General features: G+C 52.6%; 24 protein-coding genes. 16 read left to right on the top strand and 8 right to left on the bottom strand.

All coding sequences use genetic code 11. From position 1 onward, the window contains the following. The first annotated feature begins 92 nt into the window (after positions 1–92). Entirely contained in the window at positions 93–2231 is a 2139-nt protein-coding gene (nrdD, locus tag IG609_RS02120) for an anaerobic ribonucleoside-triphosphate reductase (protein WP_193397825.1), read from the top strand. A gap of 80 nt (positions 2232–2311) precedes the next feature. Beyond that, on the top strand, positions 2312–2776 hold the full coding sequence (gene nrdG / locus IG609_RS02115) for an anaerobic ribonucleoside-triphosphate reductase-activating protein (RefSeq protein WP_102117154.1): 465 nt from the start codon (positions 2312–2314) through the stop codon (positions 2774–2776). An 11-nt stretch (positions 2777–2787) separates the two neighbouring features. Here the strand turns inward: nrdG and IG609_RS02110 are convergent, their stop codons facing one another. The 3 genes from IG609_RS02110 to IG609_RS02100 all read right to left on the bottom strand — a co-directional run bounded on the left by IG609_RS02110 (position 2788) and on the right by IG609_RS02100 (position 5112). Next, positions 2788–3441, bottom strand: coding sequence for a Rossmann-fold NAD(P)-binding domain-containing protein (locus IG609_RS02110; RefSeq protein WP_193397824.1), 654 nt, complete (start codon positions 3439–3441; stop codon positions 2788–2790). Positions 3442–3529: 88 nt separating this feature from the next. Continuing rightward, the gene (locus IG609_RS02105; protein ID WP_193397823.1) at positions 3530–3976 is read right to left on the bottom strand and encodes a YhbP family protein; all 447 of its coding nucleotides are present in this window, start codon (positions 3974–3976) and stop codon (positions 3530–3532) included. Positions 3977–4653: 677 nt separating this feature from the next. After that, a complete protein-coding gene (locus tag IG609_RS02100) occupies positions 4654–5112 on the bottom strand; it encodes a hypothetical protein (protein WP_193397822.1) in 459 nt (152 codons plus the stop codon). Positions 5113–5411: 299 nt separating this feature from the next. On the opposite strand from IG609_RS02100, the gene IG609_RS02095 reads away from it, so the two are divergent. Next, on the top strand, positions 5412–5672 hold the full coding sequence (locus IG609_RS02095) for a type II toxin-antitoxin system RelE family toxin (RefSeq protein WP_193397821.1): 261 nt from the start codon (positions 5412–5414) through the stop codon (positions 5670–5672). A gap of 74 nt (positions 5673–5746) precedes the next feature. Beyond that, the gene (locus IG609_RS02090; protein WP_039279503.1) at positions 5747–6118 is read left to right on the top strand and encodes a helix-turn-helix domain-containing protein; all 372 of its coding nucleotides are present in this window, start codon (positions 5747–5749) and stop codon (positions 6116–6118) included. Between the two features lie 76 nt (positions 6119–6194). On the opposite strand, the gene IG609_RS02085 is transcribed toward IG609_RS02090, so the two are convergent. Both IG609_RS02085 and IG609_RS02080 read right to left on the bottom strand, forming a co-directional pair. Continuing rightward, complete coding sequence (locus IG609_RS02085) at positions 6195–6746, bottom strand: bactofilin family protein (RefSeq protein WP_193397820.1); 552 nt, start codon at positions 6744–6746, stop codon at positions 6195–6197. 169 nt (positions 6747–6915) lie between these two features. Next, positions 6916–7104, bottom strand: a complete 189-nt coding sequence (locus IG609_RS02080) for a hypothetical protein (protein ID WP_102117137.1) — start codon at positions 7102–7104, stop codon at positions 6916–6918. Positions 7105–7430: 326 nt separating this feature from the next. Here IG609_RS02080 and cscK point away from each other — a divergent pair, with 326 nt between their 5' ends. The 5 genes from cscK to IG609_RS02055 all read left to right on the top strand — a co-directional run bounded on the left by cscK (position 7431) and on the right by IG609_RS02055 (position 13997). After that, the gene (cscK, locus tag IG609_RS02075; RefSeq protein WP_193397819.1) at positions 7431–8354 is read left to right on the top strand and encodes a fructokinase; all 924 of its coding nucleotides are present in this window, start codon (positions 7431–7433) and stop codon (positions 8352–8354) included. Positions 8355–8552: 198 nt separating this feature from the next. Further along, positions 8553–10088, top strand: a complete 1536-nt coding sequence (locus IG609_RS02070; protein ID WP_193397818.1) for a carbohydrate porin — start codon at positions 8553–8555, stop codon at positions 10086–10088. Positions 10089–10167: 79 nt separating this feature from the next. After that, positions 10168–11538, top strand: a complete 1371-nt coding sequence (locus tag IG609_RS02065; RefSeq protein ID WP_193397817.1) for a sucrose-specific PTS transporter subunit IIBC — start codon at positions 10168–10170, stop codon at positions 11536–11538. After that, the gene (locus IG609_RS02060; protein ID WP_193397816.1) at positions 11538–12947 is read left to right on the top strand and encodes a sucrose-6-phosphate hydrolase; all 1410 of its coding nucleotides are present in this window, start codon (positions 11538–11540) and stop codon (positions 12945–12947) included. The genes IG609_RS02065 and IG609_RS02060 overlap by 1 nt, the downstream gene beginning before the upstream one ends. A 30-nt stretch (positions 12948–12977) precedes the next feature. Continuing rightward, the gene (locus IG609_RS02055; protein WP_193397815.1) at positions 12978–13997 is read left to right on the top strand and encodes a LacI family DNA-binding transcriptional regulator; all 1020 of its coding nucleotides are present in this window, start codon (positions 12978–12980) and stop codon (positions 13995–13997) included. A gap of 102 nt (positions 13998–14099) precedes the next feature. On the opposite strand, the gene exbD is transcribed toward IG609_RS02055, so the two are convergent. Next, positions 14100–14525: a TonB system transport protein ExbD gene (gene exbD / locus IG609_RS02050; protein WP_010280259.1), complete on the bottom strand. Its 426-nt coding sequence runs from the start codon at positions 14523–14525 to the stop codon at positions 14100–14102. A 3-nt stretch (positions 14526–14528) separates the two neighbouring features. Then, entirely contained in the window at positions 14529–15539 is a 1011-nt protein-coding gene (gene exbB / locus IG609_RS02045) for a tol-pal system-associated acyl-CoA thioesterase (RefSeq protein WP_193397814.1), read from the bottom strand. Positions 15540–16210: 671 nt separating this feature from the next. On the opposite strand from exbB, the gene IG609_RS02040 reads away from it, so the two are divergent. The 5 genes from IG609_RS02040 (at position 16211) to IG609_RS02020 (ending at position 21568) form a co-directional block, all read left to right on the top strand. Beyond that, on the top strand, positions 16211–17188 hold the full coding sequence (locus IG609_RS02040; protein WP_193397813.1) for a TRAP transporter substrate-binding protein: 978 nt from the start codon (positions 16211–16213) through the stop codon (positions 17186–17188). 63 nt (positions 17189–17251) lie between these two features. Continuing rightward, a complete protein-coding gene (locus tag IG609_RS02035; protein WP_102117128.1) occupies positions 17252–17758 on the top strand; it encodes a TRAP transporter small permease in 507 nt (168 codons plus the stop codon). 15 nt (positions 17759–17773) lie between these two features. Further along, complete coding sequence (locus tag IG609_RS02030; RefSeq protein ID WP_116163574.1) at positions 17774–19066, top strand: TRAP transporter large permease; 1293 nt, start codon at positions 17774–17776, stop codon at positions 19064–19066. A gap of 338 nt (positions 19067–19404) precedes the next feature. Then, positions 19405–20595: a cystathionine beta-lyase gene (gene metC / locus IG609_RS02025; RefSeq protein ID WP_116163573.1), complete on the top strand. Its 1191-nt coding sequence runs from the start codon at positions 19405–19407 to the stop codon at positions 20593–20595. A 313-nt stretch (positions 20596–20908) separates the two neighbouring features. Further along, positions 20909–21568: a DedA family protein gene (locus IG609_RS02020; RefSeq protein ID WP_010297510.1), complete on the top strand. Its 660-nt coding sequence runs from the start codon at positions 20909–20911 to the stop codon at positions 21566–21568. Positions 21569–21597: 29 nt separating this feature from the next. Here IG609_RS02020 and IG609_RS02015 read toward each other — a convergent pair whose 3' ends face one another. Beyond that, the gene (locus IG609_RS02015) at positions 21598–22623 is read right to left on the bottom strand and encodes an AraC family transcriptional regulator (RefSeq protein ID WP_193397889.1); all 1026 of its coding nucleotides are present in this window, start codon (positions 22621–22623) and stop codon (positions 21598–21600) included. Between the two features lie 232 nt (positions 22624–22855). Here IG609_RS02015 and IG609_RS02010 point away from each other — a divergent pair, with 232 nt between their 5' ends. Then, entirely contained in the window at positions 22856–23596 is a 741-nt protein-coding gene (locus IG609_RS02010; RefSeq protein WP_116163570.1) for an NADPH-dependent oxidoreductase, read from the top strand. A gap of 3 nt (positions 23597–23599) precedes the next feature. Then, on the top strand, positions 23600–24763 hold the full coding sequence (gene yqhD, locus IG609_RS02005) for an alcohol dehydrogenase (RefSeq protein WP_193397812.1): 1164 nt from the start codon (positions 23600–23602) through the stop codon (positions 24761–24763). The last annotated feature ends 20 nt before the right edge of the window (positions 24764–24783 follow it).

Below are 24783 nucleotides of genomic sequence, written 5' to 3'. Positions count from 1 at the left end.
ATAGTGTTTATCCACAATGTCATCCACAGCCCCCTGTAACCCTTGTCAGTTACGGTTTTCGCCTGTGGATAACCTTTCCAGAGGAAGAAAACGTGAAACCAGTCGTGATTAAACGGGACGGTTGCCAGGTGCCTTTTGATGAAGTGCGTATCAAAGAGGCGGTCGAACGTGCGGCACATGCAGCCGGTGTCAATGATGCAGACTACTGTGCAACTGTTGCCTGTGCGGTCGCTCAACAAATGCAGGATAAATCGCGCGTAGATATCCGCGATATTCAGGACGCGGTCGAAAACCTGTTGATGTCCGGCAATTACAAAAAACTGGCGCGTACCTACATCGAATATCGCCATGACCGCGATATTGCGCGTGAACGCCACGGTCGTCTGAATCAGGAAATTCGCGGTCTGGTCGAGCAGAGCAACATGGCGCTGCTGAACGAAAACGCCAACAAAGACAGTAAAGTGATTCCCACCCAGCGCGACCTGCTGGCTGGTATTGTCGCCAAGCATTACGCCAAACAGTACATCCTGCCGCGTGATGTGGTGCTGGCGCACGAGCGCGGTGAGATTCACTATCACGACCTCGATTACTCGCCCTTCTTCCCGATGTTTAACTGCATGCTGATCGACCTGGATGGCATGTTAACCAACGGCTTCAAAATGGGTAATGCGGAGATTGAGCCGCCGAAGTCGATCTCCACTGCTACCGCCGTCACCGCGCAGATTATCGCGCAGGTCGCCAGCCACATTTATGGCGGCACCACGATTAACCGTATTGATGAAATTCTGGCGCCGTTCGTCACCGCCAGCCATGCGAAACATAAAGCGGTGGCAGAAGAGTGGCAGATTCCGGATGCGGAAAACTATGCTTTAACCCGCACGGAAAAAGAGTGCTACGACGCCTTCCAGTCACTGGAATATGAAGTCAACACGCTGCACACCGCTAACGGTCAGACGCCGTTCGTGACCTTTGGCTTCGGGCTCGGCATCAGTTGGGAATCGCGTCTGATTCAGGAATCGATCCTGCGCAACCGCATTGCCGGGCTGGGTAAAAACCACAAAACAGCGGTCTTTCCGAAACTGGTCTTTGCGATTCGCGACGGTCTGAACCACAAAGTGGGCGATCCAAATTACGATATCAAACAGCTCGCGCTGGAGTGCGCCAGCAAGCGCATGTACCCAGATATTCTGAATTACGATCAGGTCGTGAACGTCACGGGTTCGTTCAAAACGCCAATGGGCTGCCGCAGCTTCCTCGGTGTTTATGAAGAAGACGGCCAGCAGATTCACGACGGCCGCAATAACTTAGGTGTGATCAGCCTGAACCTGCCGCGCATCGCGCTGGAAGCCGAAGGCAGCGAAACCCGCTTCTGGACGCTGCTCGACCAGCGTCTGACGCTGGCGAAGAAAGCGCTGATGACGCGCATTGCGCGGCTGGAAAACGTGAAAGCCCGCGTTGCGCCAATCCTGTATATGGAAGGGGCCTGCGGCGTGCGCTTAAAAGCGGACGACAACATTGCGGATATCTTCAAGAATGGACGCGCCTCGATTTCACTGGGCTACATCGGCCTGCATGAAACGATTAACGCGCTCTTCGGTAGCCAAACACACGTGTTTGATGACGAGACGCTGCGTGCCAAAGCCGTGGCTATTATCGCCCGCCTGAAAGCCGCCACCGAGCAGTGGAAAGACGAAACGGGTTATGGCTTCAGCCTGTACAGCACACCGAGCGAAAACCTGTGTGATCGTTTCTGCCGTCTCGATACCGCCGAGTTTGGCGTCGTTCAGGGCGTGACGGACAAAGGGTATTACACCAACAGCTTCCACCTTGATGTGGAGAAGAAGGTGAACCCTTACCAGAAAATCGACTTCGAGCTGCCCTATCCGCCGCTGGCTAACGGGGGGTTCATTTGCTACGGCGAATACCCGAACCTGCAACATAACCTCAAAGCGCTGGAAGACGTGTGGGATTACAGCTACAGCCGCGTGCCTTACTACGGCACCAACACGCCGATCGACGAATGCTATGAGTGTGGCTTCACCGGTGAATTTGAGTGCACCAGCAAAGGCTTCACCTGCCCGAAATGCGGCAATCACGATTCGGCCCGCGTTTCCGTCACGCGCCGCGTGTGCGGATACCTCGGCAGCCCGGATGCACGCCCGTTCAACGCCGGTAAGCAGGAAGAAGTGAAGCGCCGCATCAAGCATTTAGGCAACGGTCAACTGGGGTGATCCCTTCTGGGCCGCCGCAATGCGGCCCCACTTACGCGGCACCGTCAACACGCGCCCGCTTTACAACATGGGCTTACCGTATGAATTACCACCAGTATTATCCCGTTGATGTCGTCAACGGCCCTGGCACCCGCTGCACGCTGTTTGTCGCTGGCTGCGTGCATGAGTGTGTGGGGTGCTACAACAAAAGCACCTGGAGACTCAACTCCGGTCAGCCGTTTACGCAGGAACAGGAAGATCGGATCATCGCCGATCTCCAGGATACGACGATCCCACGGCAGGGCATTTCGCTGTCTGGTGGCGATCCGCTTCACCCACAGAACGTGCCTGACATCCTGCGTCTGGTCGAACGGATACGCGCGGAATGCCCCGGCAAAGATATCTGGGTCTGGACGGGCTACGTGCTGGCAGAGCTGACGCCGGAGCAACAGCGGGTGGTCGATCTCATCAACGTGTTAGTCGATGGAAAGTTTGTGCAAGATCTGAAAGATCCCGCACTGATCTGGCGCGGCAGCAGCAATCAGGTTGTCCACCGCCTGCGTTGATCGACAAGAGGTTACTGAAGCGCCTGCTGCTTACCCAGTGAACGTAATTGATCGGATTCGAGCACGGTGACCCGCGCTTTGGGCTCGGGTGAGAACGCCTGATTCAGCAACGCCTGCGCGACCGTTTTCCCTTCAATGGCTCGCCATTTTGCTGGGAACAGGCGAAACAGCGGGGCGGCCAGACTTTCTAGCGGACGACTATCTTCTCTTTCCCCCAGCAGCATCGACGGCTGTGCCAATGTCAGATGCTGCCAGCCTTGCTGACGCAGCGATTTTTCCGTTTCCCCCTTCACGCGCGAATAGAAGAAAGGCGACGTCGCACTCGCGCTCATCGAACTGACGACTAACAGGTGCGTCGCGCCCAGCGCCAGCGCCACTTTTGCGCCTTCCACCACCAGCGTGTAATCCACATAGCGGAACGCCTGCTTACTGCCTGCCGTCTTGAGCGTCGATCCCAGACAGCAAAACGCGATATCGACAGGATCGGTCAATTGCGCCAGCGCGGCTGAGAGATCGGGATCGTGCGGATTCACCACTTTCTCTGACGGTGCCAGCGGCTTACGGGTCGGCGCATAGATCGTCTCTACCCGATTATTGGCTTTCAACAGCGCTAACAACTCGTGCCCCACTAACCCCGTTGCACCTAATAACAGTACTCGGCTCATCGGTTTTCCCCCTTGCTCAACGTCTTTCACTATCCCATCTTTTTACGTTTCTGTTGTTATGTATGGAAAATGTTAGTTATGACAAACGTTAGCGCTGCCAGTGGCGCTTCTTACCAAAGCCTAACGTATTGTCCGTCATTTTGATTTCTGTCAGATCGAGCCGCCAAACCGGCGCTTGCGATGCCCGGGCAATAGGGAAACGCGCGTTGTATCGCGCTCTGGCCTGCTGCGCGTCATCCCCTTCCAACTGCACCGCCTGCGCCCGAAACTGCACGCCTTTAATCAACATGACGCTCTTCGGCTGGCCGCTCACCGTACCGGCCACCTGCGGCAGCCTTGCCATTATTTCTCCGTGGCGCGTCTGCAACTCCGTCATTAGATAGAAGGCTATCTGTTGATCGTCATAAGTATAGAAGCAACTCGCACACCATAATTCCGAATTTTCACCTACGCATAACGTCAGTACGTGCAACTTCTTCAAATAGCGGGAGATTGCCTCAAGATCGCTACCTGCTTCTCTCAGTTTTTTCTGCATTACGCTGCCTCAATCCACTTTCTGAACGAACGTATCCTGCCCGACCACTAACTGCCCTTCCGCAGAATGCGGCAGCATGGCATATTTTTGGCAACACCCAGCGATCGCCAACCTCATCCAGCGCGCGGGTGACAGGGCACACATCCTCTTTCAGACTTGTGCGCTTCACCATAAATATTTCCTCTCCTTTTTCTGTTCATCCTACTGGCCTTATCCGCAAGCTGAAAAACTGACCACCGCTTTTGGTTGCAAAAAAACGTACTATGAAAACGAGCCCTATTCATACCACGTCATCCGTCACCGAAGGTGATCTTTACCGCAATGCATCGCCAATGTTTACTACGCGCAGCCCTTGGTGCGATGGCAACCACGACAGCTTATGGCGTTGTAGGCTGGTCAGGCATGAGCATCCTTAGCGCAGCCGCCAACCTGCTAGCGCTGCTCTTCTGGAAAATGACGCTGCACATCTCAGCTCCGTCACTAACAGCATTAACATCATCTTGATAAAGGAAAAAACATGAGCGAACTGACGTTACTCGCGGATGCCGATGAGCGCATTGCTGACGGAGATAAAAGCTCGGACCCAGCGCTGAACACGCGGTAAAACGACTATCCCCACATACGCGGGGATAGGGGAAAAGGATGATGTCATCAGGCTATTTGCGCACTGGAATACGCTAGACGTAAACGCTAATACTGGAGACCTGCCCCTGAAAGCGATTCAGTGCCTCGGCCGCACGTTGCAGGCTTTCGGTATTTTGCACTTCGCTGCGGGATGATGCGCCCGCTACGCCTTGCTGAATGGTGTCGAAAACATTAATCGGCTGGAATACATTGGAAGGCGGAATACTCCCCCCTTCGGATCTTGGCGACGAGACAAAACCCAGCAGCGCGGAACCTTCTTCACGTCCCAACCGCCCACTGCTGACAAGGCCTTCTACTGTTTCATACAGTTCGGCAGGGCTAATGCGGGTGAAATCATACCGCGTCGTCTGGCCCACAGGAACGGCACCGCTGCCCGCCTGATAAGACTGGAGCTGTTCGGACAACGCCGCTTTCTCTGCATGCTCTGTTGAACGCTTCGCCATCACCTGCTGGCTGGCAAAGACGGACGACTCTGCGGCTTCAACTTTCATATCACCTCCTTACGGTAACGTATGGAAGACAAAAATCATTGGTATAGCGCCTCACCGTGACGATGAGTGCAAAAATGGCGTGCTTTAATACTGACACGTAATCCCCCATCGCGCCAGCCAGAGGCGGGATTTGGTTCCGTGCGGGGGACACACAGGCAAAGGCGACCAAGTGCTCTGCTCTGTAGGTGTATCTCTGAAAACCCAGCAGAACCATAAACAAAAAATAAGAAAAAAGAGAATAATATTTAAATTGTCTTATAATTAACTTATATCAGGGAAGGATTTCGTTTGAGGGATTCATGATTAAGGTTAGTTGGTCAAAACGGGCATTAAAACAACTCGGCACCATTGACACCAGATATCGAAAACGAATCAAAGAAAAAGTGGGCGAGCTGAGTACATTTCCAGATGTGAATCTGGATCTGAAAAAACTCGAGTCGTCTGGCAAGCAATATCGGCTACGGGTTGGGGATTACCGCATTATATTTCAGCTAATCAACGATGTACCACAAGTGTGCGAGATACTTGAAGTCAAGCGAAGGACAACGACGACATACTGAGAAGGAAAGCGCATTCTTCTTTTACACCACAACTGATTTTCACCCATAGAAAGAAAATGTTGGAGCAATACACTATGAGCATACAAGTGATTCGGGATAAAAGCGGCAAACCTGAATATGCTGTTGTTCCGTATGAGTTATATCAGAAACTTATTGAAAACGCTGACGACCCAGCCCTTTATGAGAGTATTCCCTACACTCATAGCGCAGAGGATGACGTCTCCATTCCTCATGAAGTGGTTAGCATTCATATTGATCAAGACGTCAGCTTACAGGCAGCCTGGAGAATTTTCAGAGGCTTCTCTCAGCAAGAGGTGGCAACCGCACTTGGCATGACCCAAGCAGCCGTCTCCCAGCTCGAGTCCCCAGACTCAAGGCCGCAGAAGCGCACCCGAGAAAAGCTGGCTAAGCTTTACAACTGCGAACCAGAACAGCTAATCCTTTAGCTGCCTCAATCCTCAATGCTTTATCCCCGCTGACGCGGGGAAGACTAAGCAATCATTCAGAGGTTAAGAACGAGCCTCACGCCGTCGGCGCATTACTCGCTAGCGCGACGACGTTCTCTTGCTCTGCGGGGGCTTTGCTGGTTTTCTCTTTTTTCTTTTCCACGTAGGTCAGTTTTTCCTGGCTCTGCGCTGGCGGGGTCAGCGGGTGGGATTGGCCGGTGAAGACACCGCCTTTTTCGATAGAGAGTTCATCGGTGAAAATATCGCCGAAGACTGTTCCCTGCGCCAGAATGGCAACGACGCTGGCGGCTATGCGTCCTTCTACGCGACCGTTGATAACGATCTGCTGCGATTTCATTTCGCCGTTGACCTGACCGGTGTGCTCCACTTTAATCGTGTTATCACACTGCACATCACCTTCTACTCGGCCTTCTACGGTAATGTTGCCATCCACGGCCAGAGAGCCCGTCATACGCGCGCCCTGAGAAATGAAGGTGTCTTTTTTCACGCGCACAGGGTTCACTGAATTAATCAACTCGTTCGATGGGCTGATAGCGGGAGAGCTGTTTATTTCACTGCGCTCTTGCGATTCTTTGGCGTCTTTTTTGTTTTTATCGAATGAAAACATCGTGTTATTCCTTTTAACAGTATAGAAAAATGCGATCGTGGCACTTGCGGCGAGGACGGCAGCCACTCCCTGACCGTAATAGTGAAGGGGAAATTCGCTATAAATATCAATAAGCCAGGCGATAACCAATAAAGCCCATATCGCCCATATTCCCCAAAGCAGGTTGTAACTACGCACGATCGGAACGCCGATTAAATTCAATTTCCAGGGTGGAAATATCAGGAATGGTAATACGAAGCGCTTTACGTCCACCTTCCAGATAGCGTATGTCAATCTGAACATCAGCACTCTCACCGACGTGCTGTTTCACTACCGTTTTTAATTCATCCAACATGTTATCCAAGATTTTATGAGCCATGCCATTCTCTCCTTCTTGGTATCTTCCTTCTTATGACAGCCGCGCAGTACCGCTAAACGACATAAAGAGTATCGGGCAAAAATGTATTTTATTTAGCCCGCGTGTTCGAAAACTCGATCGCGTTCACTTTCCTTTTTCTACGCCTTTATGTCAAAAAAAACATGATTACCCATACACTTAAAATATTCCTGTAACTCACAACGTCTCCCCCAGCTTATTTCTTTACTGTTATTTTATCCTCAGACATTCTCATAATGATATTGCACAGCTAAACCGATTCTTCTATTTTAGCAAATAGTTTAATTATCATGGATAAGAGTAACGTTATGGCAAACAGAATTTGGGTCATGGGCGACGCGGTTGTCGATCTCATCCCAGAAGATACGGAACGCTATCTGAAATGTCCTGGCGGCGCGCCCGCCAATGTGGCGGTCGGCATTGCCAGACTCGGGGGAAACAGTGCCTTTGTTGGTCGTGTCGGTGACGATGTTTTTGGCCATTTTCTAAAAACAGTGCTGGAACAGGAAAGCGTTGATACTCGCTATATGGCGCACGATAGGCTCCACCGAACCTCAACCGTGGTCGTGAGCCTCGATGAAACAGGAGAACGCACCTTCACGTTTATGGTGCGCCCAAGTGCCGATCTGTTTTTACAACCGGAAGACCTGCCGGTGTTCAGCCAGAGAGAATGGCTGCACCTCTGCTCGATTGCACTCTCACAGGAGCCCTCGCGCAGCACCGCATTTGCGGCGATGCAGCAGGTGAAAGCCGCACAGGGATGGATTAGCTTCGACCCGAATATCCGTGACGATCTCTGGCAAAGCGAGCAGGAGCTGCGCGACTGCCTGACACAGGCGCTGATGCTGGCCGACGTGGTGAAGCTATCGCGTGAAGAACTGGCCTTTCTCTGTTCAACACCGGATGTTGAAGCGGGGATTCAGCAGTTTATGCAGCACTATCCTACCCAGCTCTTGCTAGTGACGCTGGGCGGCGAAGGTGTCTGGCTGCACGATCGCCATCGGCTACAACACTTTGCCGCACCGTCGGTGACGCCCGTCGATACCACCGGTGCGGGGGATGCCTTCGTCGCCGGTTTGCTGCACGGCTTGGCGCAGTATGACGACCTGTCACAACCGCGTAGCTGGGACCCAATTATCGAGCAGGCGCAGCGGTGCGGCGCACTGGCTACCACGGCGAAAGGCGCGATGACCGCACTCCCCCACGCTCAGCAGTTGCACGCACGCCCCTAGCCAAGCCCTAATCCCCTCGTTTGATACGGTTACCACCCGGTTTTGTAGTCAGGATCACAGTTACAGAATCGGGTGAGTGAAATTTCTTGCTAACCCTTCTGCTGGCTTTTATTTTCCTCTTGAAAAACCGGTTTAGCAATTTAGCTAAACATGAGAAATACAAAAACAATAAATCGCCTTCACGACGAGAACGAAAAAATGAAACCAAGCCACCTTGCTGTGACGATAGGATTATTACTTTCCTCCCCGTTTTATGTTGCCGCTGCCAACACCGACAGTATTGAAGCCCGTCTGAACGCCATGGAGCAGCGTTTGCAACAGGCTGAAGCCCGCGCTCAGGCCGCCGAAGCCAGAGCCAATGCGGCTGAAAAGCAAACCCAGCAGCTAGCCACCCGCACGACCCAAACCGAACAAAAAACCCAGCAGGTGGAACAGCGCACAACGGCGCTGGCTAAGCAAAAAACATTCGCTGATGGATTTGAATTCCACGGCTACGCGCGTTCTGGCCTGTCGATCAATGATTCTGCCACCAGTTCCAAAACTGATATCGGACCAGGTATGTCCCCTGCGGGTCAAACTGGCGGACATATTGGCCGTTTAGGCAATGAAGACGACACCTACGTCGAGCTCAAGTTGGAGCACAAACAAAAGCTGGATAACGGCGCAACCACCCGCTTCAAGGTGATGATGGCGGACGGCCAACGCAGCTATAACGACTGGACGGCAGCCACCAGCGACCTGAACATCCGTGAAGCCTTCGTCGAGCTGGGTTCACTGCCAACCTTCACCGGTGCCTTTAAGGACACCACGCTGTGGGCGGGTAAACGCTTCGATCGCGATAACTTTGATATTCATTGGCTGGACAGCGACGTGGTCTTCCTCGCGGGCACCGGCGGCGGGATCTATGACGTGAAATGGGCGGATAGCGCCAAAAGTAACTTCTCACTGTATGGCCGCAGCCTCGGCGAAATTACCTCGCTGGATAACGACATCAAAAACTACGTCTTTACTGCTAATAACTACGTCGGGCCATTCCAGTTCATGCTGAGCGGATTAACCGCGAAGAACAACGATGTAAAAGAAAACACGGGCACCAGCCGCGATAACACCGTCGTTACTAACACCAATGCGGGCGACAAAGGCTATCACGCGATGGTGGCTTACCACGGCGACAGCTTCTACGGCTTGCGCGACGGGACATCGAAAACTGCGATCCTCTACGGTCACGGTCTGGGTGGCGAAGTGAAAAACATCGGTGCCGACGGCAACCTGACCAACGATGCCAACACCTGGCGCTTTGCGACCTACGGTACTACCGCGCTGAACAAGACCTGGAGCTTCGCCCCGTCCATTCTGGCGCAAACCAGCAAAGACCGTTACGTCAGCGGGGATAGCTACGAATGGGTGACGTTTAATGCGCGCCTGATTCAGGAAATCACCGAAAATTTTGCACTGGCCTATGAAGGCAGCTATCAATACATGGACCTCGATCCGCGCGGCTATCGCAGCCTGAATCAGGTGAGCGGCGGCTTCTACAAGCTGACCTTCGCACCGACGTTCAAGGTTGGCGATATCGGTAACTTCTTTAGCCGCCCTGAACTGCGCGTGTTTGCCAGCTACATGGACTGGGATAAACGACTGGATAACTACTCCAGTGAAGATACGTTTGGCTCCACCGGCTTTAAAGCAGGCGGCGAATGGAACTTCGGTATCCAGATGGAAACCTGGTTCTAACCCTTGCCCGGCCTTGGCGTCGATTACACGCTAATCGACGCCAAAGACACTGCATATCCGATTGAAAAAGAGGAATAACATGGATATCAACAAAACCGCCGCCGCGCTCATCCCCCTTCTTGGCGGAAAAGAGAATATCGACAGCGCGGCTCACTGTGCGACTCGCCTGCGTCTGGTGCTGAATGATGACAGTCTGGCTGACAAGAAAGCGATCGAGAACGTCGACGGCGTGAAAGGCTGCTTCCAGAACGCCGGACAAATGCAGATCATTTTCGGCACAGGGCTGGTCAACAAGGTGTATGCCGAGTTCATCAAAGCGGCAGGCATCAGTGAATCAAGCAAATCCGAAGCCGCCTCGATTGCCGCGAAAAAACTGAACCCGCTGCAACGTCTGGCGCGCCTGCTATCGAACATCTTCGTCCCTATCATGCCGGCGATTATCGCGTCCGGTCTGCTGATGGGGCTGCTCGGCATGATCAAGACCTACGGCTGGGTCGATTCCAGCAGCGCGATCTTTGTGATGCTGGATATGTTCAGCTCCGCTGCCTTTATTATTCTACCGGTTCTGATCGGCTTTACCGCCGCGCGGGAATTCGGCGGCAACCCTTATCTGGGCGCGACGTTGGGCGGTATCCTAACCCATCCAGCGTTGACCAACGCCTGGGGCGTCGCCGGTGGTTTCCAGACCATGCATTTCTTCGGCATGGACATCGCCATGATCGGCTATCAGGGCACCGTGTTTCCGGTCCTGCTGGCCGTCTGGTTCATGAGCATCGTGGAAAAACGCCTGCGTAAAGTCGTACCGGATGCGCTAGACATCATCGTCACACCGTTTTTAACCGTCATCATTTCCGGCTTTGTCGCCATGTTGCTCATCGGTCCGGCTGGACGGGCGCTGGGCGATGGCATTTCTTTGGTTCTCAGCACATTGATTGCTCACGCTGGCTGGCTGGCCGGTTTACTGTTCGGCGGCCTCTATTCAGTTATCGTGATCACTGGCGTCCATCACAGCTTCCATGCCATTGAAGCTGGACTGCTTGGCAACCCGAATATCGGCGTCAACTTCCTGCTGCCAATTTGGGCGATGGCGAATGTGGCGCAGGGCGGCGCGTGTCTGGCGGTATACTTCAAAACGCGTGATGCCAAAACCCGAGCGATTGCCGTTCCCGCTGGGCTTTCTTGTCTGCTAGGCATCACGGAAGCAGCGATATTTGGTATCAACCTGCGCTTCATTAAACCGTTCCTGGCGGCGCTGGCAGGCGGCGCACTCGGTGGCGCATGGGTGGTTTTCAATCACGTCAATATGACGGCCGTCGGGCTGACCGGTTTTCCGGGACTGGCGATTGTGCAAGGGGGCTCAATGCTTAACTACCTGATTGGGATGTTAATTGCGTTTGGTGCCGCCTTTATCCTTTCCTTACTGCTGAAATATAAAACGGATAGCGAATAATGAAGGAAGTCCACTTACTAAAACGCATGGTCCACGCCCTGATGTCAGGCCATTCACGCAAACAGGAAGATCCGTATCGCCCAGAATGGCATCTGTCTCCGAACGTTGGTCTGCTCAACGATCCGAACGGATTTATTCATCACAACGGGCGTTACCATCTGTTTTATCAGTGGAATCCTTTAGCCTGTGCCCACGGAGCGAAATTCTGGGGGCACTGGAGTTCCGCCGATCTGGTGAACTGGGCGCATGAACCCGTCGCGCTGGTACCGAGCGAAAGCTATGAAAGCCACGGCTGCTACTCCGGTTCTGCCGTAGTGGATCATGGCGCGATCACGCTGATCTACACCGGTAACGTGAAATACGATAACGGTTCGCGTACCGCGTTTCAGTGCCTCGCCCGTGAGAATCCTAACGGTGAATATGACAAGCTGGGAGCAGTCCTAACGCTCCCCGACGGCTACACCGGTCACGTCCGCGACCCCAAAGTGTGGCGTCATGACGACCACTGGTACATGGTACTCGGCGCACAGGATCTCGCTCTTCAGGGCAAGGTGCTGCTCTACCGTTCTGCCGATCTGCTGGCGTGGGAGAAGATCGGCGAGATCGCCGGTTCCCGTCTAGGCGGACTTGGTGATTTTGGCTACATGTGGGAGTGCCCAGACCTGTTCCCATTGGATGGCAAAGACGTCCTGATTTGTTGCCCACAGGGGGTTCCCGCCGAAGAGGAACGCTACCTGAATACCTTTCAGGCTGGCTATTTCATCGGCTCACTCAATTACGAAAACGGCGCTTACCCGCATCAGGATTTCCACGAACTGGATCTCGGCTTCGAGTTTTACGCTCCACAAACCACGCTGAGTGAAGACGGGCGACGCCTGCTGTTCGGCTGGATGTCGATTCCCGACGATAATGAATTTTTTGAACCGACGATCGAACATGGCTGGATCCATACCATGACCTGCCCGCGTGAACTCACGCTGCATGACGATCGCGTTTATCAACGTCCTGCGCGCGAGTTGCAGTTGCTGCGCAGACAGCATTACGCCTGGCAGGGTGCCGCAGACTACGCGTCTCCGCTGGACGCTAGCAGCGCGGAAATCCTTATCACCGTGCAGGGAGAATTCCAGCTAAGCCTCGCTTCCCAGTTGGTTCTCTGTTGGGACGGTGAACGCGTCACGCTGAGCCGACGTAACCGTCGCACCGGCGAGCCCGAGCATCGCTACTGGCGCGGCGATCTGAACCAATTGCAGATCCTGTGCGATCGCTCCAGCATTGAAATTTTTATCAACGACGGTGAAGCCGTGATGTCTGCACGCTATTTCCCAGAAAGCGAAGCAACCATGACATTCAGCGGCTCTGGGCGATTAACGCTACAGCACTGGCTGTTAGCGCCATGCGTGATAGAATAACTCTCCTTTTTTCTGATAGCAGACCTCGCGGTGAAACCGACTAAACGCATAACAATCAGTGACATCGCCGCGCTGGCCGGTGTATCAAAATCCACTGCCAGCCTGGTGCTTAACGGGCGTAGCAAAGAGTTTCGGGTTTCTGATGAAACCCGCGACCGCATTTTAGCCGTCGCGCACGAACAACGTTATCAGCCCAGTATTCACGCCCGTTCGCTGCGTTCCTCACGCAGCAACACGCTGGGGCTGGTGGTGCCAGAAATGACCAACTACGGCTTTGCCGTGATTTCCCGCGAGTTGGAAATGCTGTGCCGTGAAGCGGGGCTACAACTGCTGATTGCCTGCACAGACGAAAACGCCAGTCAGGAGATGATGGCGGTCAACAGTCTGGTGCAGCGTCAGGTCGATGGCCTGATTGTCGCTTCCAGCCTGTTAAGCGATGTCGAATATCAGAAAATTAATCAGCAGTTGCCCGTCATACAGTTTGACCGAATGATTGGTGATTCCACGCTGCCAATGGTGATTTCCGAAGCGGTAGAATCCACGGCAGAAATGGTCGAACGTATCGCCCGCCAGCATCGTGATGAATTCTATTTCCTTGGCGGCCAGCCGCGAATCTCCCCGACTCGCCACCGTCTGGAAGGCTTCCAGCTTGGACTCACGCGCGCAGGTATCGACTACAAGCCGGAGTGGATTATTCACGGCAGCTATCACCCCAGTGCGGGTTATGAAATGTTTGCTCAGCTATGTGCAACGTTGGGTCGTCCGCCAAAAGCGCTGTTTGTTGCCGCCTGTGGCCTGATGGAAGGCGTGCTGCGCTATATGAACCAGCATAACCTGATGGAAAGCGGCATTCGACTGTGCTGCTTTGACGATCACTATCTGTTTGACTGCTTACCACTGAAGATCGATACCGTGGCACAGGATTGTGAAAATCTGGCGCGCAACAGCTTTGAGATGGTGACCAGCCTGATTGCACAACAGCCGCTTGAAGAAGATCGACGCTATATCCCGACGCGTATTCACTGGCGTCATCCTGATTCGCGGGCGTAGGCTAACGCCCAAATCATCTAGACGTAAACCTACAGACGTAAAAAAAGGAACGCGGTTTGAACGTTCACCCCGCATTCCTTCTTACAACACAACCCGCTGCCGTTATTTAGCGGCAGCGGTTTCCGCACCGACCAGGCCGACCTTGAGGTAGCCCGCTTTACGCAGTGAATCCATTACGCTCATGATGGTTTCATAATCGACGCTTTTATCCGCCTGAAAGAAGATGGTCGTTTCTTTGTTAGCACTGGTTTTCGCATCCAGCACCTGCGCCAGCGACTGCTCGCTAACCACCTCTTCACCCAGGAACATTTGCTTATCCGCCTTTACCGTCAGATAGAGCGGTTTTTCCGGTCGCGGCTGGGGTGCTGCCGATGAAGCAGGCAGATCGACACGAATGTCGACCGTCGCCAACGGCGCAGCCACCATGAAGATAATCAGCAGAACCAGCATGACGTCAATGAACGGCGTGACGTTAATGTCATGCATTTCACCGTCATCACTCACGTCCTCCTTCAAATGCATCGCCATGACTTAGCCCACCCGCAGTTTATGCGTAACTGAAGACGCTCGGTTATCGTTGCTGGCAGCCACGTCGAGATCGCGACTTTGCAGCAGCAGCACTTGTGCAGCCACATCGCCGACCATCGCTTTGTAGCCAGCAATCGAACGAGCAAAGACGTTATAGGTGACCACCGCAGGAATCGCAGCAACAAGACCGATCGCCGTTGCCAGCAGAGCTTCTGCGATCCCCGGCGCCACTACCGCCAGATTGGTGGTTTGCGTCTGTGCGATACCGATGAAGCTGTTCATGATGCCCCATACCGTACCGAACAGCCCCACGAACGGGGCAACCGCGCCGACCGTCGCCAGATAGCCGTTACCGCGCCCCATGTAACGCCCTGTAGCCGCCACGCGACGTTCCAGACGAAACGCGGTGCGCTCTTTAATTCCGTTGTTGTCATCAGAACGTGCGGAAAGCTCCAGTTCGTTCTGAGCCTCAACCAGCAGTTGCTGTGCGACGCTGCCAGCTTTGAACGCGTCCGCGGTTTCCAGCGCGTCCTCCAGTGTTTTCGCCTCTTCCAACGCCAGATACTCACGGCGCAGGCGGCGTTTCGCGCCAGCCATCTCAACGCTTTTACTGAAGAAGATCGCCCAGGTAATCACTGAGGCCAGCAGCAAACCGATCATCACCGTCTTCACCACGACATCGGCGTGCTGGTACATACCCCAGACGGACAAATCGGTTTTCATCAGGTTATTGGTGCCCGGTGCAGCACTAGCAGGCAGCGCAAGTGCTGATGCCGAAGCCTGTGCGTTGGTCGTCACAGGGGCAGAAGGGGACGCAGCAGCAGGCTGCGCGGCTGACGTTGCATTCTGTGTCGACAACGGCGCCGTTGCGGGAGCCGCAAACGCATTTCCACTTAGTCCCGCCGTACACAGCAGGATAACCAGCACGCTACGGGAAAATGCGCTGAACGCGCTACGTTTTTTTTGCCAGGTTGATAACACCTGTTGAGTTGTATTACTGACAGCCGTCTTCACGCTGTGCCTCCACCGTTCGTTCTGTACAATACCTGCACATACCCGCAGGTATAATGCCGCAATAACGCAGCCTGAAATGATACCAAACCCTGAACGAATTGATAGTCGTTCTCATTATTATTTACACCAGATAACACACTTTTTCTTGCGTTCTGACAGGGTTTTTGGGGGTATTACCTGCACATCGACAGGAAAGGCATAAGAACGACAAGAAGAATAGCGTTCAAGAATATATCAGACAGAGGCTCCCCCTAAAACACAGTGCGATAGCCAAGATTTTTATGATCGGCTTTTGTGATCAACATTAAGTTATTACACCATTTCATGATGGCTGGCGATAAGTTTGTTGAAGTAAACAGATGAATAATCACACGATAAGATAAATAAAAACAAAAAGTTATGTATATCTCTATAAGTCAAATAGAAATTAAATCCATATAAAACAGCATTTCATATTAGCTTTTTCTTTTGTGACGCGAGTCATTCTACGAAGTTGTATAATAGGTTAGCTTAACTCGCAGAGAATACTGACATACGCCACAATAATACGTAATAGGCGGTCGTTTTCTCATCATTAAACCCATTCTTCATCATACTATTTCTCATGGGTTTATATTTTTAAATCACCATTTTATTACCGATAATATCACCCCACCTCTGGAGATAACTCAATGAAGCTGTCGAAAACATTGATCGGCGTTTGTCTGGGTTCTACTGCACTCTTGATGAGCCACGCGATTCAGGCACAACAAATTAAAGCCTCTGATGTCCACCCTGAAGGTTACCCGAATGTCGTCGCCGTTCAGAAAATGGGAGAGAAATTAAAAGCTGCCACAAATGGCAGACTGGAAATTAAAACCTTCCCCGGCGGAGTATTGGGTGATGAGAAACAAATGATTGAGCAGGCGCAGCTCGGTGCCATTGATATTATTCGCGTATCAATGACGCCTGTTGCGGCGATTTTACCGGAAATAGAAGTCTTCACACTGCCCTATATTTTCCGTGATGAAAATCATCTGCATAAAGTGCTGGATGGCCAAATCGGACAGGAAATTGGTGACAAGATTACCCAGAGCAGTAAATCAAAATTGGTTTTCCTGGGCTGGATGGACGCGGGAACGCGTAACTTAATCACCAAAGATCCGGTGGTGAAACCAGAAGACCTCAAAGGCATGAAAATTCGCGTACAGGGTAGCCCAGTTGCGCTGGCCACACTCAAAGCGATGGGGGCTAACTCAATCGCCATGGGCGTCAGTGAAGTCTTCAGCGGCATGCAAACCGGCGTGATTGACGGCACCGAAAATAACCCACCAACGTTTGTCGCACACAACTACCTACCAGTAGCGAAAAATTATACCTGGAGCCGTCACTTCATTATTCCTGAGCTATTCCTGTATTCCAAAGCCAAATGGGACAAACTCTCCAAAGAAGATCAGGATCTTATCCTGAAGCTGGCGAAAGAAGCGCAGCAGGAACAGCGTGTACTGTGGAAGGAATATACGCAACAATCTCTGGATAAAATGAAAGCCGGCGGCGTTCAATTCCATGACATTGATACCGAGTATTATTTCAAAGCCACTCAGTCCGTACGCGATCAGTTTGGTGCCAAATATCAGGATCTGATTAAAGCCGTCGCCGACGTGAAATAACCGCTAAAAATACGGGTAAATCACGATGCATTTACCCGTTCTTATCTTCATCAGGTAAATAAGATGGCAAATAAATATATTTTAGCCATGGATATCCTCTATAAAATTGCTATGTGGGTATCCGGCCTTGCTTTACTCATCATGACTATAATTATTCCAATTGGCATATTCTCTCGTTACATCATGAATGAGGGAATATCCTGGCCAGAACCCATATCAATTCTTTGTATGGTGACGTTCACCTTTGTTGGTGCTGCCGTCAGTTACCGAGCCTGTACGCATATTGCTGTCACGATGTTAACCGATCGTTTATCAGAAACGATGAAAAAAGGCTGTGCTTTTCTAGCCGATCTTTTAATGATGTTAATAACACTATTTATTCTTTATTACGGCATTCAGCTTTGTCTTGAACTTTGGGAACAACAGGTTGCCGAATTTCCGTTATTAAGTGCTGGGCAAACTTATTTACCTCTTCCGATAGGTTCATTTATCACTTTTTTATTCATCATCGAACGCATTTGCTTTGGCCCGCAGGATAAACGCCCTGTGGTCATAATGGGCAATGCCTAATCTGGAGCGAGTATTATGGATGCCTTTGTTTTACTTGCATCATTAGCGATATTGCTCGCCGTTGGTGTGCCCGTCGCCTATTCCGTTGGCTTGAGTGCCATTATCGGTGCCTTTTGGATCGACATTCCGCTGGAAGCGGTGATGATTCAAATCACCAGTGGAGTCAATAAGTTCTCATTACTGGCTATCCCGTTCTTTATTCTGGCTGGAGCCATTATGGCCGAAGGCGGCATCGCCCGCCGTCTGGTTAATTTTGCCTATATCTTCGTTGGCTTTATTCGCGGCGGCCTGTCGCTGGTTAATATTGTCGCTTCCACGTTTTTCGGTGCCATATCCGGTTCTTCGGTAGCAGATACAGCCTCGATTGGTTCAGTGATGATCCCTGAGATGGAGAAAAAAGGCTACCCACGTGATTTCGCTGCTGCCGTTACTGCCAGCGGTTCCGTTCAGGCAATATTGATCCCTCCCAGCCATAACTCTGTTATTTATTCACTGGCTGCTGGCGGTTCAGTGTCTATCGCTGCTTTATTTATCGCAGGCATTCTACCGGGGATTTTACTGGGTTTAACACTCATGGTCATGTGTGTAGGTTTTGCGCATAAACGGGGTTATCCAAAAGGCGAAGTGGTTCCCTTTCGTGAAGCGCTGAAAATCTTTGTTGATACCCTGTGGGGCTTGATGACGGTTGTCATCATTATGGGCGGAATTCTGTCAGGCATTTTTACCGCAACCGAGTCAGCAGCCATCGCCTGTCTGTGGTCCTTCTTCGTGACCATGTTTATCTACAAGGACTATAAGTGGTCTGAACTGCCTACGCTGATGTACCGCACGGTGAAAACCGTCACAATCGTGATGATCCTGATCGGTTTTGCCGCCGCCTTCGGGGCCGTTATGACTTACATGCAGCTACCGAGCCGCATTACCGCGTTTTTCACCTCCATTTCGGATAACAAGTACGTCATCCTGATGTACATTAACATCATGCTGCTGATACTTGGCACGCTGATGGACATGGCGCCGTTAATCTTAATCCTCACTCCAGTACTTTTACCGGTAGCGGTATCACTCGGCATTGACCCTGTTCACTTCGGTATGATCATGATGGTGAATTTGGGCGTTGGCCTAATCACACCGCCAGTTGGCTCAGTATTATTCGTCGCCAGTGCAGTCAGTAAGCAGAAAATAGAACAGGTCGTTAAAGCGATGCTGCCCTTCTACTGCGGGCTCTTCTTTGTGCTGATGCTGGTCACCTATATTCCGGCCATCTCGCTCTGGCTGCCTAAGCTCTTTGGCGTCCATACGGGTTAACGCACGCCCCATTGCGCCATGTTGTTCGCAGCAATGCAAACAACATGGCGCTTTCCCGACATTTTCTGACCTGAAATATTTTCACCTACTTCCGACCTTCTCACCGCAGAACGGGCAGAAAGCCCGTTCTCCACGGGTATGCCAGCGGTGCGGCGCATTTTCCCGCCGTGACAAAACCCGCCCACACGCCGTCCAAGCCGTGATAACGTAGACCTCATCAATCGAACGCTTATACATCCAATCATGCCCCGCCCCACGATTCCCTCTGCATTCGCCGTTGGTAATCGTCGGTGTAGTGAGTCATCCGGCAGAACTGAACAGAAAAGGTGATAGTGGTTATGACAAGCAAAAAAACGGCAACAGTATTAGTCGCCGCAGGACGCAGCAAGAAATTCACCCACGGCTCCGTCAACCCCGTGATTCAGCGCGCGTCCTCTCTGGTATTCGATACCGTGCAGGACAAAAAAAACGCCACGATTAACCGAGCAAAGGGGGCGCTGTTCTATGGTCGCCGCGGTACGCTGACACACTTTTCGTTTCAGGAAGCAATGGTTGAGCTGGAAGGCGGCGCGGGCTGTGTGTTGTACCCGTGCGGTGCAGCGGCTATCTCTAACGCCATTCTTTCTTTCGTCTCAGCAGGCGATCATGTGCTGGTGACCGGTTCGGCCTATGAACCCACGCAGGATTTCTGTAATAAAGTTCTCAGCAAGATGAACGTCAGCACCACCTACTTTAACCCGCTGATCGGTGCCGATATTGCCGAGCTGATACAGCCCAATACCAAAGTGGTCTTTCTCGAATCGCCCGGCTCCATCACGATGGAAGTCCACGATGTGCCCGCCATCGTACAAGCCGTGCGCCGCATCAATCCCGACATTATTGTCATGATTGATAACACCTGGGCGGCAGGCATTTTGTTCAAGGCATTCGACTTTGATATTGATATCTCCATTCAGTCCGCCACCAAATATATTGTCGGCCATTCCGATGCCATGATAGGCACGGCAGTCGCTAACGAACGCTGCTGGGCGCAACTACGTGAACACTCTTACCTGATGGGACAAATGGTCGATGCCGATACCGCCTATGTCGCCAGCCGTGGCCTGCGCACATTGGGCGTTAGACTCAAACAGCATCAGGAAAGCAGCATCCGCATTGCGAAATGGCTAGCGGAACAACCCGACGTCGCAGTGGTTAACCACCCAGCCTTACCAGAGTGCAAAGGGCATGAATTCTACGTACGCGACTTTAAGGGCTGCAACGGCTTGTTCTCTTTTGTGTTGAAAGAGAAATTAAGCAAAGAAGCGTTGGCGCATTATCTGGATAACTTTGAGCACTTTAGCATGGCGTACTCTTGGGGCGGCTTTGAGTCGCTAATTCTGGCGAATCAGCCGGAAGATCTGGCCGCCATCCGCCCTGCTGGCGGCGTGGATTTTACTGGTACTCTTATTCGGTTACATATTGGACTTGAAGACAGTGACGATCTGATTGACGATCTGGCTGCGGGTTTCAGCAGACTGAGAACCTAGCAAGTCGTCAGCAGAATCAACGCAGCCAAACGACCTGCAGGAAACAAAATAGAGAAAGTGTGACGGCCATAAAACCGACGCGTCTTGATTTCCCCTGCGGCGCGGTGGGTAATGCGTTATGATAACCGTGAGTCAACGCTTACCAAAAAACTGCGTTACCTTAACCAAAATTAAGCATTAAGCCCTGTCGCATTCTCATCATGCGGCAAGGCATTTTGCCCATTAGGGCTTGATAGGCAGTAGATTTCAGGTAGCCCAGCGTTCCACGCCGCAGCCTGAGAGATAGTGAATATCGTCACTTGCGGGAAGTCATATGAGTGTGGTTCACGACATTATTCAGGCGCTCTGGCAGCAGGATTTTAGTGCACTGGCCGATCCCCACGTTGTTTGGGTCGTTTACGGCATTCTGTTCACGACACTGTTTCTGGAAAACGGTCTGCTCCCTGCCTCTTTTCTGCCCGGCGATAGCCTGTTGCTGCTCACGGGCGCCATGATTGCCAAAGGCGTGATGAGCTTTTTCCCTACAATGATTCTGCTCACCATCGCCGCCAGCCTCGGCTGCTGGCTCAGCTACCTTCAAGGGCGCTGGCTGAGTGATACGCGCTTGGTAAAGGGCTGGCTGTTACAGCTTCCCGCCCATTACCACCAGCGCGCCTATCATCTGTTCCACCAGCACGGTCTGGCGGCGCTGCTGGTTGGCCGCTTTTTAGCGTTTATCCGCACGCTGCTGCCAACGATGGCGGGCATTTCTGGGTTAAACAATACGCGCTTTCAGATTTTCAACTGGCTCAGTGGTCTACTGTGGGTTGGGGGTATTGTCACGCTCGGCTATGCGCTCAGCCACATTCCGCTAGTCAAACGCTATGAAGATCAGGTGATGACCGCGCTGATCCTGCTCCCGATTATTTTGCTGGTTAGCGGCCTGATCGGCATGGCTGTTATGGTGTGGCGCAAAAAACGTGCGGTCGCCTAATCGCGCAACGGCACGTTTTCTTCACGTCTTCAGCTTCCCTCAACCGCCATGTTACTGGCCTTTACTCTCGTGACTTCATCGCTTGGCGTCGCACCGAAATAGCGCTTAAATTCCCGGCTAAACTGCGACACGCTCTCATACCCTACGCGAGCTGCCGCAACGCCCGCTCTCAGCCCCTCGTTGATCATCAGAACCCGCGCTTTATGCAAGCGGTAGGATTTCAGGTACTGCAACGGCGATGTGTTGGTGACGGCCTTAAAGTTGTGATGAAACGCCGAGACGCTCATGTTCACTTCAGCCGCCAATTGTTCCACATTCAGGCTATCGGCATAGTGGTTTTCAATACGTCGCAGAGATTTTGCTATCTGGCTGAAATGCGTGTGCCGATTCACCAACGCCTGTAACGCCGCACCGCGTTCACCGCAGAGCATATGATAGATAATCTCGCGCACAATCGCTGGGCCCAGCACACGGGCATCACGCGGGTTATTCATCGCATCCAGTAGTCGTTCAACGGCACACAAAATCTCATCGGTCAGCGACACGCTGTTCACTCCACACGTGCAGGAACAGGGGCGGATCGCGCTGTCGTCGTCACCGATATCGATCAGTAAATCCTGAAGCATCTGGATATCAATACGAATCGCCATCCCGACCAGCGGGTGTTCAACGCTGGCTATCGTTTCACATTCGAACGGCAGCGGCACGGTCATCAACAGGTAGTTTTCTGGGTCATACTGGAACGTTTTCCCGCCCAGATAACCAATCTTTTGCCCCTGAAAAATGATGACGATCGTCGGTTCATACATCACCGGCACACGCGGATGGTGCTGTTCCGTATACAGGATTCTGACCTGCGGGACGAGCGACGGCGTAGCCCAGCTTTTAGCTGAACAGCGTATTGCCTGCTGCACGATGCGCTGCCGCACGGTCTGCTGCTGTTCTACTGGATTCTGAACGTCTTGTTTCTGAACATCTTGTTTCTGAACATCTTGTTTCTGAACAAGCTGCCCACATGGGTTTTCCGTCGACATGCTTTGGCTGTCCGTCAACATGTATTGGGTTCGCGTCAAAATGGTGTTCTCTCGCTACGGGTTTGCTTTTCCTGTCCGAAGCCTCTCTCCTGACAGAAGAAACAAAATGACATACTCGCGAATTATTATCACCCTTTTCTCCTGTATTTTGGAGAAATAGGCAATAAGCAAACAGAAATGTGCATTGAACGTCTTACGTGGGTTGATGACAATACTGAGCATACCGTTACCCTTTCATCCCACGGGAAAAGACATGAATAAAACGATTGAACTGTTCACTTCACACCGCAGTGAACGTAGCTATCTTGATAAAGCGATTCCCGATGACGTGCTGGATGCCATTATTCAGTCTGCACATCTGGCACCGACGTCCGTAAACTCTCAGCAGGTCTCGCTCATCGTCACCCGCGACCCAGAACGCAAAGCACGCATTGCCGAATTGGCTGGCGGCCAGCCGTGGATTGCCCAAGCACCGATCTTCATCACCGTAGTACTGGACATGCATAAAACGCAGGTTGGGATTGCCATGAGCGACAAGCAGCAGCACGCGCATGAAAGCCTCGAAAGCCTGATTTCCGGCACAACGGATGTCGGCATCGCGCTCGGCACGCTGATGGCCGCCGCACGCTCGTTTGGGCTGGGCATCGTCCCGATTGGCGGTATTCGTCGCGAACCACAGGCGATGATCGACTTTCTGGGACTGCCTGAACTGACGTTCCCCGTTGCAGGCGTTGCGATTGGCTACGTGGATACCCCTGCGCATCAGAAACCGCGCCTGCCACTGAATTCCTTCCGCCATGATGAAACCTATCATCAGGACGTTCTGCCTGCGGCGATTGAGCAATATAACCACACGCTGGTGGCACACTGGCAGCAAACCGGCCGCGCAGACGGCGACAACTGGGGTGATAACACCGCCAGTTACTATCAGCACATCTACTTCCCGAAAGTTTTGCCCACGATCCTCCAACAGGGCTTTAAACTGGACAAATAACCTATGCTAAATTTCACACTCCATACCCCTACCAAGATTTTGTTTGGCGAAGGCCAGATTGCTGAATTAGGTAAAGAAATCCCTGCCGACGCCCGTATCCTCATCACCTACGGCGGCGGCAGCGTGAAGTACAATGGCGTACTGGATCAGGTCTATCGTGCCTTAGAAGGCCGTAATGTCCGTGAGTTTTCCGGCATTGAACCCAACCCGACCTACGAAACGCTAATGAAAGCCGTCGAGATCGTCCGGGCGGAGAAGATTGATTTCCTGCTGGCGGTTGGCGGTGGCTCTGTGGTTGATGGCACGAAATTTATCGCTGCCGCCGCAGACTATCAGGCCGCACAAGACCCCTGGCATATTCTGCAAACCGGCGGCGCGGAAATCGATCGCGGCGTCGCAATGGCGGCGGTGCTCACCCTGCCAGCGACCGGTTCGGAATCCAACAACGGCGCGGTCATCACGCGCAAATCGACTAACGATAAGCTCGCTTTCCGCTCACGTCACACGCAGCCGCTTTTCGCCGTGCTCGATCCGGTCGTGACGTACACCCTGCCCGCTCGCCAGATCGCGAACGGCGTGGTCGATGCCTTCGTTCACACCGTTGAGCAGTACCTGACGTATTCCGTCGATGCCAAAGTACAGGACCGTTTTGCGGAAGGTTTACTGCTGACGCTGGTTGAAGAAGGCCCGCGCGCACTGGCTGAACCGGAAAACTACAAGGTCAGAGCCAATGTGATGTGGAGCGCCACCATGGCGTTGAACGGCTTGATTGGCGCAGGCGTGCCGCAGGACTGGTCAACCCACATGCTGGGACACGAATTAACGGCGCTGCACGGTCTTGACCATGCCCAGACGCTGGCTATCGTTCTGCCTGCCATGCTGGCGGCAAGAAAATCCCAGAAGCGCGACAAACTGCTGCAATACGCCGAGCGCGTCTGGAACCTGCGTGACGGTAGCGAAGATCAGCGCATCGACGGCGCGATTGCTGCCACGCGTGACTTCTTCGAGACAATGGGCGTGCCGACTCGCATGTCTGACTATCAGTTGGATGGCAGCGCCATTCCGACGCTGGTCGCCAAACTCAGCGAGCACGGCCTGACGGCGCTAGGCGAACATCGCGACATCACGCTGGAAGAAAGCCAGAAGATTTACGAGGCAGCACGTTAAGATACCCCGTATTTAGCTAC

This window comes from Pectobacterium quasiaquaticum, from assembly GCF_014946775.2.
GTDB classification, from domain to species: Bacteria; Pseudomonadota; Gammaproteobacteria; order Enterobacterales; family Enterobacteriaceae; genus Pectobacterium; species Pectobacterium aquaticum.
This window is presented reverse-complemented; position numbering and strand designations above follow the sequence as displayed.

Excerpts from the sequence above, each read along its gene's own strand:
- nrdG (WP_102117154.1), top strand. The coding sequence starts at position 2,312 with ATGAATTACCACCAGTATTATCCCGTTGATGTCGTCAACGGCCCTGGC.
- IG609_RS02110 (WP_193397824.1), bottom strand. The coding sequence starts at position 3,441 with ATGAGCCGAGTACTGTTATTAGGTGCAACGGGGTTAGTGGGGCACGAG.
- IG609_RS02105 (WP_193397823.1), bottom strand. The coding sequence starts at position 3,976 with ATGCAGAAAAAACTGAGAGAAGCAGGTAGCGATCTTGAGGCAATCTCC.
- IG609_RS02100 (WP_193397822.1), bottom strand. The coding sequence starts at position 5,112 with ATGAAAGTTGAAGCCGCAGAGTCGTCCGTCTTTGCCAGCCAGCAGGTG.
- IG609_RS02095 (WP_193397821.1), top strand. The coding sequence starts at position 5,412 with ATGATTAAGGTTAGTTGGTCAAAACGGGCATTAAAACAACTCGGCACC.
- IG609_RS02090 (WP_039279503.1), top strand. The coding sequence starts at position 5,747 with ATGAGCATACAAGTGATTCGGGATAAAAGCGGCAAACCTGAATATGCT.
- IG609_RS02085 (WP_193397820.1), bottom strand. The coding sequence starts at position 6,746 with ATGTTTTCATTCGATAAAAACAAAAAAGACGCCAAAGAATCGCAAGAG.
- IG609_RS02080 (WP_102117137.1), bottom strand. The coding sequence starts at position 7,104 with ATGGCTCATAAAATCTTGGATAACATGTTGGATGAATTAAAAACGGTA.
- cscK (WP_193397819.1), top strand. The coding sequence starts at position 7,431 with ATGGCAAACAGAATTTGGGTCATGGGCGACGCGGTTGTCGATCTCATC.
- IG609_RS02070 (WP_193397818.1), top strand. The coding sequence starts at position 8,553 with ATGAAACCAAGCCACCTTGCTGTGACGATAGGATTATTACTTTCCTCC.
- IG609_RS02065 (WP_193397817.1), top strand. The coding sequence starts at position 10,168 with ATGGATATCAACAAAACCGCCGCCGCGCTCATCCCCCTTCTTGGCGGA.
- IG609_RS02060 (WP_193397816.1), top strand. The coding sequence starts at position 11,538 with ATGAAGGAAGTCCACTTACTAAAACGCATGGTCCACGCCCTGATGTCA.
- exbD (WP_010280259.1), bottom strand. The coding sequence starts at position 14,525 with ATGGCGATGCATTTGAAGGAGGACGTGAGTGATGACGGTGAAATGCAT.
- IG609_RS02040 (WP_193397813.1), top strand. The coding sequence starts at position 16,211 with ATGAAGCTGTCGAAAACATTGATCGGCGTTTGTCTGGGTTCTACTGCA.
- IG609_RS02035 (WP_102117128.1), top strand. The coding sequence starts at position 17,252 with ATGGCAAATAAATATATTTTAGCCATGGATATCCTCTATAAAATTGCT.
- IG609_RS02030 (WP_116163574.1), top strand. The coding sequence starts at position 17,774 with ATGGATGCCTTTGTTTTACTTGCATCATTAGCGATATTGCTCGCCGTT.
- metC (WP_116163573.1), top strand. The coding sequence starts at position 19,405 with ATGACAAGCAAAAAAACGGCAACAGTATTAGTCGCCGCAGGACGCAGC.
- IG609_RS02020 (WP_010297510.1), top strand. The coding sequence starts at position 20,909 with ATGAGTGTGGTTCACGACATTATTCAGGCGCTCTGGCAGCAGGATTTT.
- IG609_RS02015 (WP_193397889.1), bottom strand. The coding sequence starts at position 22,623 with ATGTTGACGGACAGCCAAAGCATGTCGACGGAAAACCCATGTGGGCAG.
- IG609_RS02010 (WP_116163570.1), top strand. The coding sequence starts at position 22,856 with ATGAATAAAACGATTGAACTGTTCACTTCACACCGCAGTGAACGTAGC.
- yqhD (WP_193397812.1), top strand. The coding sequence starts at position 23,600 with ATGCTAAATTTCACACTCCATACCCCTACCAAGATTTTGTTTGGCGAA.